The 13,387-nt window shown below is 62.3% G+C and carries 10 protein-coding genes; 9 read left to right on the forward strand and 1 reads right to left on the reverse strand.

The genetic code is table 11. The features are described from left to right. The first annotated feature begins 13 nt into the window (after nucleotides 1-13). On the forward strand, nucleotides 14-727 hold the full coding sequence (locus K3758_RS04195; protein WP_259947917.1) for a hypothetical protein: 714 nt from the start codon (nucleotides 14-16) through the stop codon (nucleotides 725-727). Between the two features lie 18 nt (nucleotides 728-745). Here K3758_RS04195 and K3758_RS04200 read toward each other — a convergent pair whose 3' ends face one another. Continuing rightward, nucleotides 746-1,651 carry a LysR family transcriptional regulator gene (locus tag K3758_RS04200; protein ID WP_259947919.1) on the reverse strand — a complete coding sequence of 302 codons (906 nt, stop codon included), beginning with the start codon at nucleotides 1,649-1,651 and terminating at the stop codon, nucleotides 746-748. Nucleotides 1,652-1,808: 157 nt separating this feature from the next. Here K3758_RS04200 and K3758_RS04205 point away from each other — a divergent pair, with 157 nt between their 5' ends. From K3758_RS04205 to K3758_RS04240, 8 genes are all read left to right on the forward strand, one after another. Beyond that, nucleotides 1,809-2,795 carry a zinc-dependent alcohol dehydrogenase family protein gene (locus K3758_RS04205; protein WP_259947921.1) on the forward strand — a complete coding sequence of 329 codons (987 nt, stop codon included), beginning with the start codon at nucleotides 1,809-1,811 and terminating at the stop codon, nucleotides 2,793-2,795. A 287-nt stretch (nucleotides 2,796-3,082) separates the two neighbouring features. Further along, nucleotides 3,083-4,063, forward strand: a complete 981-nt coding sequence (locus K3758_RS04210) for a TAXI family TRAP transporter solute-binding subunit (protein ID WP_259947923.1) — start codon at nucleotides 3,083-3,085, stop codon at nucleotides 4,061-4,063. A gap of 111 nt (nucleotides 4,064-4,174) precedes the next feature. Then, the gene (locus K3758_RS04215) at nucleotides 4,175-6,415 is read left to right on the forward strand and encodes a TRAP transporter permease (RefSeq protein WP_259947925.1); all 2,241 of its coding nucleotides are present in this window, start codon (nucleotides 4,175-4,177) and stop codon (nucleotides 6,413-6,415) included. Nucleotides 6,416-6,525: 110 nt separating this feature from the next. Continuing rightward, nucleotides 6,526-7,437, forward strand: a complete 912-nt coding sequence (locus K3758_RS04220; protein WP_259947927.1) for an AEC family transporter — start codon at nucleotides 6,526-6,528, stop codon at nucleotides 7,435-7,437. A gap of 118 nt (nucleotides 7,438-7,555) precedes the next feature. Further along, complete coding sequence (locus tag K3758_RS04225) at nucleotides 7,556-8,146, forward strand: TetR/AcrR family transcriptional regulator (RefSeq protein ID WP_120350395.1); 591 nt, start codon at nucleotides 7,556-7,558, stop codon at nucleotides 8,144-8,146. Nucleotides 8,147-8,148: 2 nt separating this feature from the next. Further along, a complete protein-coding gene (locus tag K3758_RS04230; RefSeq protein ID WP_259947930.1) occupies nucleotides 8,149-9,228 on the forward strand; it encodes an efflux RND transporter periplasmic adaptor subunit in 1,080 nt (359 codons plus the stop codon). Nucleotides 9,229-9,232: 4 nt separating this feature from the next. Then, nucleotides 9,233-12,283 (forward strand): efflux RND transporter permease subunit, encoded by a 3,051-nt coding sequence (locus tag K3758_RS04235; protein WP_259947932.1) that lies wholly within the window; start codon nucleotides 9,233-9,235, stop codon nucleotides 12,281-12,283. A gap of 187 nt (nucleotides 12,284-12,470) precedes the next feature. Then, entirely contained in the window at nucleotides 12,471-13,385 is a 915-nt protein-coding gene (locus K3758_RS04240) for an ABC transporter substrate-binding protein (protein ID WP_259947934.1), read from the forward strand. The last annotated feature ends 2 nt before the right edge of the window (nucleotides 13,386-13,387 follow it).

Consider the following 13,387-nt stretch of genomic DNA (forward strand, 5'->3'; position numbering starts at 1 on the left):
AGCGGAACTTATCATGCCCAAAACAGCACAGATGCCCTCAGAATCCACGCGGCGCATATGGTCCGGCCTCGTCTTCCTCTCGGCCTTGGCGGCATTGACCGTTTCGGCAAGCGAGGTGACATCGGCAGCTTGGCCGCGGGGCGAAGACAAAAGCATTGTAACGCTGTCATATGAATCGACGATAGATGGCCCCGACTTCGGCGATTACGGCGCGTTTTACTATGAATACGGTGTCACCGAGAAGCTGACCTTCGGCCTCGACATCGGCAAAAGCCAAGACGCCGGTCAGGTCAGCGCCATCGCCTTTTTGCGCTATCCATTGGGGGCACCTGAAGGGGACAACGTTTTCGCCGCTGAACTTGGTCTTGGCTGGGCCGAGCGCGATGGCAGCGCGGTGGCGGCTTTGCGGCCCGGCCTGTCATGGGGCCGCCCGGTGTCGGGCGCATGGGGCAACGGCTGGCTGGGGGTGGAAAGCACCTATGCCCTCTACGAAGACGGCGAAGGTCTGGGCAAGATCGACAGTTCCTTTGGCATCAACCACGCCAATGGCAACCTGTCGATTTTCAAGCTGGAATTCGCGGCCCCCTCTGACGGCGATGAGACATTGGCCTTCGCGCCCTCGCATGTGGTCAAAGTGTCTGAGAACAGCTTTCTGGAGTTCGGCCTGTCCCATGAATTCACCGATAGCGTGACCAAGGTCAAAGTCGGGGTTTGGCACAGCTTTTAAGGCGCGCGCCGGGCCCTCTCAATCGCGCCAATCGGGGCGGTTGCCAAGGTGGGCGATCAGAAAGTCGATGAAGAACCGCGTCTTGGGGGTCAGCACGTTCGAGCGCGGGTAGACCAGCCAAAGCACCGAGCGGTCATTCATCCGCCAGCCCGGAAGCAGCCGCAGCAGTTGGCCCGAGGCAAGTTCATCCGTCACGCTCCACAGCGAATTGACCGAGATGCCAGCCCCCGCGCGTGTCGCCTCTCGCTGGGCATCGCCATCGTCCATGATGACGCGGCAGGTCATCTTGCCGGGGACTAGCGTGGCGGCCTTGCCCTCCGGCCCGATCAGCGCGCGCGGTTCAAGATCGCCCCATGCGATAAAGTGATGACCCCGCAGGTCGTCAGGGGTGTCCGGCATCCCATAGGTATCCACATAGGACGGCGCGGCACAGAGAACGCGGGTGTCATCGGCCAGCTTGCGCCCCCGCAGGCTGCTGTCGGTCAAAGGCGCGCTGCGCAGGGCGAGGTCGAAACTGCCTTCGATCGCGTCAAACCGGGTGTCGGAGAGGCGCAGATCGAGGGTCAACTCAGGGTAGGTCTCGTGAAACTTTGGCAGCAGCGGCATGATATGGCGTTGGGCAAAGCTGCTGGGGGCGGCGAAGCGCAAAATGCCCTTCGGCCCCGCCTTGGTCCCGCCCAGAATGGCCCGCGCGGCATCGGCCTGCGCCAGTATCTCCCGCGCATAGGGCAGAAAGTCGGACCCATCCAGCGACAGCGACACCTTTCGCGTCGTGCGCCGCAAAAGCTCAACCCCAAGTTCCTGTTCAAGCTTGGCCAAACGCGCGCTGGCCACGGCAGGGGCCATCCCCAAGGCGCGCCCGGCGGCCGAGATGTTAAGCCGTTCGGCAGCCATGACGAAAAGGCGCAGGTTGTCGATGTCCATGGGGCTGTCCTTGCTGCGGGCTATCCGCAGGGCCAGCGTACAGGCGGCCGTCATTGTATTCAATATCAAGAAACTGAACTCAGGTCTCGCTGGATTATCTGGCGTATCCCGCTGGTCTATATCTGCCTCAACGCAACATCTAACGAAAGATAGACCGATGAAATCCATGACCCTCACCAGCTACGGCGCTGATGCTCCCTTTGTCGAAGCCGAACTGCCGCGCCCCTTGGCCACCCCCGGTCATGTGGTGTTGCGCGTCAAAGCGACGAGCGTGAACACCATCGACACCATGATCAAGGGCGCGGGCAAAGACCTGCCCCTGTCGCCCGATCTGCCAGCCGTTTTGGGCATGGATTTCGCTGGGGTGATCGAAGAACTGGGCGAGGGTGTCACCGGTTTTGCCGTGGGTGACGAAGTCTATGGCTGCGCCGGTGGGTTGGCTGATCTGCAAGGGGCCTTGGCCGAATTCATGCGTGCCGACGCGCGGCTGATCGCCCATAAACCCAAATCGCTGTCGATGCGCGAGGCGGCTGCCCTGCCGCTGGTGGGCATCACCGCTTGGGAAGGGCTCCACCGGGCGGGCGTCGGGGCCGGGCAGAAGGTGCTGGTTCAAGGCGGCGCAGGCGGCGTGGGCCATCTGGCGATCCAACTGGCACGGCATCTGGGGGCCGAGGTGTCCGCGACCGGTGCCGGGGATGACCAGCTGGCGGTGATCGAAGGCTATGGCGCGCGGGCGATCGACTTTAAGACCCAGAAAATCGAAGATTATGTGGCCGGGCAAACCGCGGGTCGCGGGTTCGATGCGGTGTTCGACACCGTGGGTGGGGACAATCTGACCAACTCTTTCGCTGCCGCCGCGCTGAACGGCCATGTGGTGACAACCGTGGCCCTGTCGGAAATCGACCTGACCCCGGCGCACTTCAGCGGCTTGTCCCTGCACGTGGTCTTCATGCTCTTGCCGATGCTGCACGACGTGAACCGCGCGGTACATGGGCAGATCCTTGGCAACCTCGCCACGTTGGTGGATGAGGGCGCGGTGAAACCCTTGCTGGACGAAAAGACCTTTGATCTGAGCCAAGTTGGCGAGGCCTATGCGCGGCTGCAAAGCGGGCAGGCCCTCGGCAAGGTGGTGATTGAGGTCTGACCCGGCCTGAAATACTCCGGCCCCGCCGCGTATCTTTTGCGGCGGGGTAGGGATTGTTTGCTGCCCTAACTTTCCCTCTGAAGAGGGAGGGCGGGCGGCGAGCGCTAGGGAAATCGTCCTTGACCCAACGGTAGCCTGCCTCTTTCTTCCTCATCTCGCGCTTGGCGGTAAATTCGTTCTTGCCTCTGCCTGTCAGAGTACAGTTTATTGGCCGGACAAGCTGAATACAGCAGCGGCGCGCGGCATCCTGTGCCGACGCCCGTTAAGAGCAACCAAGGGAGAGAGACATGAAATTCACCGCAATCCTCGCTGCAACCACGATTCTGGCAGGCGCTGCCGCCGCTCAGGACATGGATAAATCCGACTGGCCCAGCAGCTTTACCGTCGGCACAGCCAGCCAAGGCGGCACCTACTTCGCCTATGGCTCCGGCTGGGCGAACCTTGTGGCCAAAGAACTGGGCCTGACAGGCGGCGGCGAAGTCACCGGCGGTCCGATGCAGAACATGGCGCTGGTCCACACCGGCGAGGCGGCCTTCGGCATGACCACAATGGGTCCGGCAGCGGAATCGCTGGCTGGCACCAACCCCATCGCACCCGGTCTGGAAATGACCCAAGCCTGCGCGATGTTCCCGATGTACCAGACACCTTTCTCGGTGACCGCGCTTGCGTCCTCGGGCATCGAAACCGTGGCTGACATTCCGGCGGGCGCCAAGATCGGCTTTGGCCCGGCGGGCTCCACTTCCGACACCTATTTCCCGCGCATGATGGACACGCTGGGCGTCGAGTATGAGCGCCGCAACGGCGGCTGGACCGACCTGGGCGGCCAGTTGCAGGACGGTCTGCTGGACGTGATCGCCTTTGCCGCCGGCGTGCCGGTCCCCGCAGTCAGCCAGCTCGAAGTGCAGACAGATGTGAACATCATCGAGTTCACCGAGGAAGAGCAGGCCAAACTGCTCGAAGAATTCCCGGTATCTCAGTTCGACATCGCATCCAGCACCTACACCACGCTTGAAGCAGATGCGCGGTCGGTCTCCATGTGGAACTTCGCCATCGCCAACTGCGATCTGCCGGAATCCTTCGTGAAAGCGGCTGTGGATGTGGTCATGTCCGACAATGAGCGGATGAAGGGCATTCACAAGGCGGCTGCGTCCTCCCTGCCAGAGAACTGGGAAAAGAACACCGTTCTGAAATGGCACCCCGGTGCGGCGGCGTGGTTCAAAGAGAACGCGGATGCCGATATTTCCGACGATATGATCTACGGTAACTAAGCAAACGCCTAGACAAACTTGCATGCCGTCCCTAATCGGGGCGGCATCTTGCCATCATCCCGCCTGATTGCCGGGACAGATCCCGCGCAGATATCGGGAAAGGAAGCCTCCATGACAGACCAGCATAGCGCCGACCCTCAGGGCCCGATTGTCGCCGAAGGGGTCGATGACGAACCGGTAGAAAGCAACCGCCGCATATTCACCGGGCGCACCTATCTGGTCGTCGCGGCGATGTCGGCGATCTATGCCTTCTTCCACATGGCGGCACTCAACGGCATGTCGATCGGTGAGCTGACCGGCATCCGCCTCCCGCTGTTGCCGACCTTCCCGATGGAGACGTGGAACTTCCGCATCGTGCACATCGCGGGCGCGCTGATCCTTGGCTTTACCCTCTATTCCGCGCGGGGCTTTGTCGACGAAGGCACGGGGCAGGGCCGTCATCCGTTGGATTTCGTGGCATGGGCCGCGATGATCCCGGCGCTTTATTCGATTTGGACTGCCTGGGGCATCGCCAGCCAGATCAACTCCGGGGTGCAGTGGAACGGCATGAGCCCCGAGTTCAAGAACCTTGAGATTTACCACTACGGCCTGCCGCTGGTGGCCGCGACGGCCATTGGTATCGTTGTCGGCTGGCTGCGGGGCCGTGAGCGGGGGCAGGTTTCGCCCGCAGACCTGTTGCTTTCGGTCTGTGGCATCGCCGTGGCAATCTATCTGATCACCATGTACAGCACCTTGATGCGCAACTCGACGGGCACGCCTTTCGCGCCCATCGGCATCTCCATCGCCGCCGTCGCAGGCACCGCGTTGATCATGGAGCTGACGCGCCGCGTGGCGGGGCTGGCACTGATCGTGATCTCGGGCATCTTCCTGATCTACGTCTTTGTAGGGGATATGCTGCCGGGCTTCCTGAATGCGCCCAATATCCAGTGGACGCGGTTCTTTAGCCAAGTTTACACCGATGCGGGTATCCTTGGGCCAACCACGGCGGTCTCTTCGACCTATATCATCCTGTTCATCATCTTCGCGGCGTTCCTTCAGGCGTCGAAAGTGGGTGACTACTTCGTCAACTTCGCCTTTGCCGCCGCTGGCCGTTCGCGCGGGGGGCCCGCAAAGGTTGCGATCTTTGCCTCGGGCCTCATGGGCATGATCAACGGCACCTCGGCGGGCAATGTGGTGGCGACCGGGTCGCTGACCATTCCGCTGATGAAGAAAGTCGGCTACCCGGCCCGCACCGCAGGCGCGGTCGAAGCCGCCGCCTCGACCGGTGGGCAGATCATGCCGCCGATCATGGGCGCAGGTGCCTTTATCATGGCCGAGATCACGGGCATCCCTTACACCGACATCGCCGTGGCGGCGATCATCCCGGCGGTGCTTTACTTCGTGTCGATCTACTTCATGGTGGATTTCGAAGCGGCCAAACTGGGCATGCGCGGCATGCGCTCCGAAGAACTGCCCAAGCTCAAGGACATGCTGCGCCGGGTGTTCCTGTTCATCCCGATCATCATTCTGATCTATGCGCTGTTCATGGGCTATTCGATCATCCGCGCGGGCACGCTGGCGACGGCGGCGGCGGCGGTTGTGTCGTGGTTCACGCCCTTCCGCATGGGGCCGCGCAGCATCGTCAAAGCCTTTGACCTAGCCGGGATCATGTCGATCCAGATCATCGCGGTCTGCGCCTGTGCGGGCATCATCGTGGGTGTCATCAGCCTGACCGGTGTCGGCGCGCGTTTCTCTTCCGTGCTGCTGGGGCTGGCGGAGGCGAGCCAGTTCCTCGCGCTGTTCTTCGCCATGTGCATCGCGATCCTGCTGGGGATGGGCATGCCCACCACGGCGGCCTATGCGGTGGCGGCCTCGGTCGTGGCACCGGGGCTGGTGCAACTGGGTATTCCGCTGCTGACGGCGCACTTCTTTGTCTTCTACTTCGCTGTCGTCTCGGCCATCACGCCCCCCGTGGCGCTGGCCAGTTATGCAGCGGCGGGGATATCGGGCGCCAACCCGATGGAGACCTCGGTGGCGTCCTTCAAGATCGGCATCTCGGCCTTCATCGTGCCCTTCATGTTCTTCTACAACGGCGCGATCTTGATGGACGGCACATGGTTCGAGGTGATCCGTGCAGGCATCACGGCGATCTTTGGGGTCTATCTGCTGTCTTCGGGGATGCAGGGCTGGTTTGCGGGCAGCAGGGCCGCGTGGTTCATCCGGTTGGGTCTGATCCTTGCCGCGCTGTGCATGATCGCGGGCGGTTTGGTGACCGACCTCATCGGCATCGCGGTAGCGGCGTTGATCTTTGCCATCCAGTGGAAGTTCCGCCCCGCCCCCGACGCGCAGATTGCCGTGCACGGCAGCGACTGATCCACGCCCCGGCCCTTCGGGGCCGGGGTGCCCTCAATTGAGGCAGCGGCCCCTGTTGCATCCGGGTCAAGCGCCGCCTAGGGTCCGCGCGATCCTTCCGGGCGGTTAATATGTTCACTATTTTTCTGGCCATCGCGCCGGTCTTTGCGCTGATCCTCATGGGCTATGGCCTGCGGCGGGGCGGCATCCCCTCAACCAAGTTCTGGAACTTGAATGACCGGCTGGTCTATTGGGTGCTGATGCCCGCGCTGTTCTTTGCCAAGATCTCGGCGGCGGACCTCAGCGGGGGTTTGGGCGACTATGCCCTGCTGCTCTATGCCGGGTTCTTTGCAGCGATCTTTTGCGGGTGGCTCTTTGGGCGGGCCTATGCCGCGCCGCAGGGCAGTTCGCTGATGCAGGGCAGTGCGCGGTTCAACACATTCATCGGTCTTGCGATTGCCGAGGCCGTCTTTGGCACGGCGGGGCTACAGATCGCGGTGCTCGGGTCGGCGCTGCTGGTGCCGGTGGTGAATGTGACGGTGGTGACCCTGATGACCCGGCAATTGGGCGGGGGCGGTAAATCCATCCTCAAAGGCTTGGTTAAGAACCCGCTGATCCTTGGCATTCTTGCGGGGGTGCTTTTCAACTTCGCCGGTCTCCACGAAGTGCCCGTTCTGCATGAAAGCGCGCGGATTTTGGGCGATGCGGCCCTGCCGATCATGCTGCTCTGTGTTGGGGCCAATCTGCGGCTGCGGGGGCTGTCGGGGTCTGTCTCGGTCATCGGGCTATCGATCATCGGCAAACATTTGGTGAACCCGCTGGCGGTGATGCTGGCGGCGCTGGTGTTGACGCCTGCGCCACTGACCCTGCAAATCGCGCTGATCTTCGCGGCCCTGCCGACCGGGGTGGCCAGTTATACGCTGGCGCGTGAGATGCGGGGCGATGCGCCACTGATGGCGGCCATCATCACCACGCAGACATTGCTGAGCTTTTTCACCCTGCCGCTCACACTCTATCTGGGAAGCCTGATTTCCGCGCCCTAGGCCCGGACCAGGCGTGAAACGCGAATGTGATCTGCGCCTGCCGCATGGCCAAGGTTTTACAGGTTGACATATTCGGTCCAACTGTCCAATTGCCCTTGACCACAGCCAAGGAGCCCGCATGACCGAACTTGAAAAGACCGTGCTCGACGCTGCGCTGCATGTCTTTTCCCGCTATGGGGTCAAGCGCACCAGCATGGGCGATCTGTGCGAAGAGGCCGGTGTCTCGCGCCAGACGCTCTACAACCGGTTTCGCAACAAAGATGACATTCTGCGCGGGCTGATCGCGCGCTACACCGAATTGGCGCTGCAAGAGATCGCCGAAGAGATGCCCAATGCACCCGATCTGGGGGCACAGCTGGACCTGATCTTTGACCGGATGGCGGTGCGCGGCTATGACACCATGCAGGCGATGCCCAACGCGCAGGATTTCATCGCCGGAGCCAATGCGGTCAGCCAAGAGGCGCTGCAATGTTCCGCAGGGCGTTTCCGTGGCGTGATCGCCGAGGTGTTGCAGCCCCATGAAGCGGCGCTCACCCGCAATGGTCTGACCGTCGAGGCACTTGCCGATTTTATCCAGCGTTCCGCCAAAGCCGCCGGCATGCACGCGCTGGACCGTGACCATTTTCTCGCGCAGCTGCGCACCCTCAAACAACTTAGTCTGACCGCCGCCCTTGGGCCCGTGCCGGATGCTATTCATAAGGAAGACTAACCATGGCCAAGTGGCTTGTTAAGACGATGCGCGGTTCGGGCGCAGGGCGGCTATTGGGATTTGCGCTGGCCTTGGCCGGCGGTGTGGCCGCGCCGATGGCCACGGCTGCCGAAATCCCGGTGGTCAAGCTGCAGACGGTCAAAGTCAGCGATGCCGAGATGGAGCGCGTGTTCTTCGGCAAGGTGGTTGCACGTGAAACCGTGGACCTTGCCTTTCAGGTCGGCGGCCAGATTGAGCAATTTCCGGTCGAAGAGGGAGCCACGGTCAGCAAGGATTCAATCGTCGCTCGGATGGATCTAGAGCCGTTTGAACTGGCGTTGGAACAGGCGCAGGCCAATGACGCGCAGGCCCGCCGGACCATGGAACGCTATCAGAAATTGGCGGGGTCTTCGGTGGCCGAGGTCAATCTGCAAGACGCCGAAACCGCCGTGACGGTGAACGATATCGCCGTGCGCAACGCCGAGCGTGATCTTGAGAATGCCACCCTGCACGCGCCGTTCGATGCGATCGTGGCCTCGCGCTTGGTGCCCAACTACTCGACCGTCAGCGCGGGCACGCCGGTGGTGCGTCTGCATGACATGTCTGAGCTTCGCGTCGAAATTGACGTGCCCGAAACCCTGTTCCTCCGCGCCGGGCGCGATCCGAACGTTCGGTTCATGGCCAAATTCCCGGCGAACGCCAATAGCTACCCGATGCAGATCCGCGAATACAACGCCGAGACGGCGGATGTCGGCCAGACCTACAGCATCACCCTTGGCGCGGACTTGCCCGAGGATTTTGTGCCGCTGCCCGGCGCTTCGGTTGAGGTGCGCGCCACGCTGAACATCGGCGGGTCGAGCATCATCGTCCCCGATTCCGCCATCGTGGTGGGCAATGACCGCGGCACCTATGTCATGGTCTTTGACCCCACCGGCGCACGCGAGGGCACGGTCGCCCGCACAGCGGTTGAGATCACCCCCACCGCGCGCGGCGATGTCAAAGTCGAAGCCGGGCTTTCCGATGGGCAAGAGATCGTGGTGAGCGGCGCAAGCCAGCTTGAAGACGGTGCCGCCGTGCGCCGCTTTGTCGGCTTCGGAGACTGAGCGCATGGATATCGCACGTCTGTCGATCAACCGCCCGATCTATACTTGGATCATCATGCTGATCTGTCTTTTGGGCGGCATCTGGGGCTTTGCAACCCTTGGCCGCCTCGAAGACCCGGCCTTTACCATCAAAACCGCCGTGGTCGTGACCCAATACCCCGGCGCCTCTGCCGAGGAGGTGGCGCTAGAGGTCACCGAACCGCTGGAATCGCAAATCCAGAAGATGTCCGAGATCAAGGACATTCAATCCATGAACCAGCCCGGTTTGTCGTGGATCACGGTCAATATGCAGGACACCTTTGACGGGTCCGAACTGCCGGAAATCTGGACCAAACTGCGCAACCGCGTGAACGAGGCCGCCATGCCCAGCGGGGCGACGCAGCCCTATGTGAACGACGGTTTCGGCGACGTTTACGGGCTTTACTACGCCGTCACCGCCGAGGGCTACTCCGATGCCGAGGTGAATGAGCTGTCCACCTATCTGCGGCGCGAATTGCTGCTGGTCGATGGCGTGTCGGATGTGGCGCTCTCGGGCGTGCCTAATGAGGTGATCTATGTCGAGCCGCAGCTTGCGCTGAGCACCACGCTTGGCATCCCACCCACGGCAATCGTCGGCGCGGTATCCAGCGCCAATGAGATCGTCGACGGGGGCGCCATTCAAGACGCAGACGGGCGCACTTTGATCCAGCGGCCCGAAGGATCTGACAGCGTGTCCGAGATTGCGGCGCTGTCGGTGGGGGTGGGCGGTCAGGTCATCAACCTTGCCGATGTGACCAATATCTACCGCACCCGCGAAGCCGACCCTGATCTGGTGATCCGCCACAATGGGCAGGAGGCCTTTACCGTCGGTGTGGCCGGGATCGCGACCGAGAACATCGTCGACATCGGCAAACGGGTCGACGACAAGCTCGCGCAGCTGCGCGAAACGCTGCCCTTGGGCATCTCGATTGAATCGATCTACCGCCAGCACACGGTCGTCGAAGAGGCATCGAACGCCTTTTTGCTAAACCTTGCCATGTCCGTTGCCATCGTGGTGGCCGTGCTGGCCGTCTTCATGGGCTGGCGCGCGGCGATCGTGGTGGGCTCCACCTTGTTGCTGACGGTGGTGGGGACGCTCTTTTTCATGGCACTCGGCGCGATTGAGATGGAGCGTATCTCGCTCGGGGCGTTGATCATCGCGATGGGGATGCTGGTCGATAACGCCATCGTTGTGGCCGAGGGGATGCAAATCTCGATGCAGCAGGGCAAAAGCTCTCGCGATGCGGCGACCGAGGCGGCAAGCAAGACACAGATCCCGCTTCTGGGGGCGACGGTCATTGGGATCATGGCCTTTGCCGGGATCGGGCTAAGCCCCGATGCGACGGGCGAATTCCTGTTCTCACTCTTTGCGGTTATCGCGATTTCGCTGCTGCTCTCTTGGCTCTTGGCCATCACCGCGACGCCGCTTTTGGGGCATTACTTTTTCAAACGCGGGGCCGAAGGCGGGGCTGGCGGCTATGACGGGGCGATCTTCAAAGGCTATGCCGCCGTGCTGCGCGCCTCGCTCAAGCTGCGTTGGCTGGTGATTGTGGCGCTGATTGCCGGGACGGCGGTGTGCTATGCCCTCTTCGGGCAGATCAAGCAGCAGTTCTTCCCCGACAGCAACACACCGCTGTACTTCGTACACTACAAACTGCCGCAGGGGTCGTCGATCCATCAGACATCCAACGATCTGGCCGTGCTCGAAGACTGGCTGGTCGCGCGGGACAATGTTGAGGACGTGACCTCTTACGCAGGGCAGGGGGCGGCGCGTTTCATGCTGACCTATCAGGCCGAAGACCCCAACCCCAGCTATGGGCATCTGATCGTCCGGGTGACCGCGCTTGACGTGATCCAAGATGAGATGGACGCGCTGGAGGCGTTTGCCGTTGATGCGGTCCCGCAGGGGGAGTTCCGGGCCAAGCGGCTGGCCTTTGGCCCCGGTGGCGGTGCCCCGATCGAGGTGCGTTTCTCGGGTCGCAATCCGAATGTGCTGCGCGAATTGGCGGATGAGGCCATGGCGCGGATGCAGGCGGCATCGGACAATATCCTCACCCCGCGTCAGGATTGGCGCGAGCGTGAATTGGTGCTGCGTCCGATCTATGCCGAGGAACGTGCACAGGACGCGGGCATCTCTCGGACCGAGATCACGGAGACCCTGAAGTTCGCCACCGAAGGGACCAGCGGCGGCACCTTCCGCGAGCGGGATCGTCAGATCCCCATCGTGATCCGCGCCCCGCAGGATGCCGATCTGGCGCTGACGGACCATGTGATCTATGCGCAGAACACCAATGCGCTGGTCCCAATGGAGCAGGTGATCGACGGTTTCCGGTTCGAGCCGCAGGACACGCTGCTCTACCGCCGCGACCGGGCCGATGTGATCACCGTGGGGGCCGATATCCCGCGTGGCGTCACGGCGGCGCAGGTGCAGGCCGAGGTGCAGGAAACCATCGAGGCGATGGAAATCCCCGAAGGCTATGCCATGGAATGGGGGGGCGAGTTGGAAAGCGCGGGCGAGGCGCAGGCCGCTTTGGGCAAGCAATTGCCCTTCAGCATTATCATCATGGTTCTGATCTCGGTCCTGCTGTTCAACGCGCTGAAACAGCCGATCATCATCTGGCTCTTGGTGCCGATGGCGGTGAACGGGGTCAGTCTGGCGCTTTTGGGGACGGGGCTGCCCTTCACTTTCACGGCGCTTCTGGGGCTGTTGTCGCTCTCGGGGATGTTGATCAAGAACGGCATCGTGCTGGTGGAAGAAATCGACCTCACCCGTGCCGCCGATCCGACGCTGGACCTGAAAGAGGCCATCGTCACCGCCTCGACCTCGCGTTTGCGCCCGGTCTTCCTTGCCGCCGCGACGACCATTCTGGGGATGCTGCCGCTGTTGTCGGATGCCTTCTTTCAGTCCATGGCGGCGACGATCATGGGCGGGCTGGCCTTTGCCTCGGTCCTGACGCTGATCGCGGCACCGGTGCTCTACTTCCTCTTCTTCAAGCGCAGCGCCGCGCGTGAGGCGGAGGCTGCCCGCGCCGCCTGACCGGCGCGTGGCGCCAAGGCAAAGGGCGCGTTCGGTCACTCCGGGCGCGCCCTTTGTCGTACTCGGGGCGGTAAAAATTCCGCGCCGCTGTGCAATCCCGCCTTGGTTTCGCGAAATTGCCAGCTATCTTACCGTTTTCAAACGGCATGTCGCCGTGTCAGGCCATTGTTTCAAGGAGTTCTCGCCCATGGGTCCCCGCATTCTTTCCACTGCCGCCGCCGCTGGCCTTGCCGCCACTCTGGCCTCTGCCGCCTCGGCTGAGATCACCGTATCGTCGAAGATCGACACCGAAGGCGGCCTGTTGGGCAATGTCATCGCACTGGCGCTCGAAGATGCGGGCCTGCCGGTTGAACGCCGTCTGCAACTGGGCGGCACACAGGTGGTACGCGAAGCGATCCTGTCGGATCAGATCGACATTTACCCCGAATACACCGGCAACGCGGCCTTCTTCTTTAACGAAGCGGAAAGCGATGTCTGGAAAGATGCGGCCAAGGCCCATGCCCGCGCCAAGGAATTGGATGGCGGTGAGAATAACGTCACATGGCTCGATTCCGCACCGGCCAACAACACTTGGGCCATCGCCGTGACCGGCCCGCTGGCCGAGGAAAACAACCTCACCACCATGTCCGATTTCGGCGCATGGGTGGCCGAGGGCGGTGAGGTGAAGCTTGCCGCCTCGACCGAGTTCGTGTCCTCCCCGGCGGTGTTGCCCGCGATGCAAGAGACCTATGGTTTCTCGTTGACCCAAGACCAGACTGTGATCCTGTCGGGGGGTGACACGGCGGCGACCATTCAAGCGGCGGCGCGTGGCACGTCCGGTGTGAACGCGGCGATGGTCTATGGCACTGATGGCGGTGTCGGTGCGACCGGCCTTGTGGTGATGGAAGACGACAAAGGCGTGCAGCCGGTTTATGAGCCCGCGCCAATCGTCCGCGCCGAAGTGCTGAAGGAATATCCCCAGATCGCCGAGGTGCTGAACCCGATCTTCGCCGGGCTCGACATGGCAACGCTGCAAAAGCTTAACGGTCGGATTCAAGTCGGCGGGGAGCCTGCTGAGGCAGTAGCCCGCGCTTATCTGACCGAGACCGGGGTGCTGGACTGATC

The organism is Sulfitobacter sp. W002, from assembly GCF_025142135.1.
GTDB classification, from domain to species: domain Bacteria; phylum Pseudomonadota; class Alphaproteobacteria; order Rhodobacterales; family Rhodobacteraceae; genus Sulfitobacter; species Sulfitobacter profundi.

Excerpts from the sequence above, each read along its gene's own strand:
- K3758_RS04195 (WP_259947917.1), top strand. The coding sequence starts at position 14 with ATGCCCAAAACAGCACAGATGCCCTCAGAATCCACGCGGCGCATATGG.
- K3758_RS04235 (WP_259947932.1), top strand. The coding sequence starts at position 9,233 with ATGGATATCGCACGTCTGTCGATCAACCGCCCGATCTATACTTGGATC.
- K3758_RS04225 (WP_120350395.1), top strand. The coding sequence starts at position 7,556 with ATGACCGAACTTGAAAAGACCGTGCTCGACGCTGCGCTGCATGTCTTT.
- K3758_RS04230 (WP_259947930.1), top strand. The coding sequence starts at position 8,149 with ATGGCCAAGTGGCTTGTTAAGACGATGCGCGGTTCGGGCGCAGGGCGG.
- K3758_RS04220 (WP_259947927.1), top strand. The coding sequence starts at position 6,526 with ATGTTCACTATTTTTCTGGCCATCGCGCCGGTCTTTGCGCTGATCCTC.
- K3758_RS04215 (WP_259947925.1), top strand. The coding sequence starts at position 4,175 with ATGACAGACCAGCATAGCGCCGACCCTCAGGGCCCGATTGTCGCCGAA.
- K3758_RS04205 (WP_259947921.1), top strand. The coding sequence starts at position 1,809 with ATGAAATCCATGACCCTCACCAGCTACGGCGCTGATGCTCCCTTTGTC.
- K3758_RS04200 (WP_259947919.1), bottom strand. The coding sequence starts at position 1,651 with ATGGACATCGACAACCTGCGCCTTTTCGTCATGGCTGCCGAACGGCTT.
- K3758_RS04240 (WP_259947934.1), top strand. The coding sequence starts at position 12,471 with ATGGGTCCCCGCATTCTTTCCACTGCCGCCGCCGCTGGCCTTGCCGCC.
- K3758_RS04210 (WP_259947923.1), top strand. The coding sequence starts at position 3,083 with ATGAAATTCACCGCAATCCTCGCTGCAACCACGATTCTGGCAGGCGCT.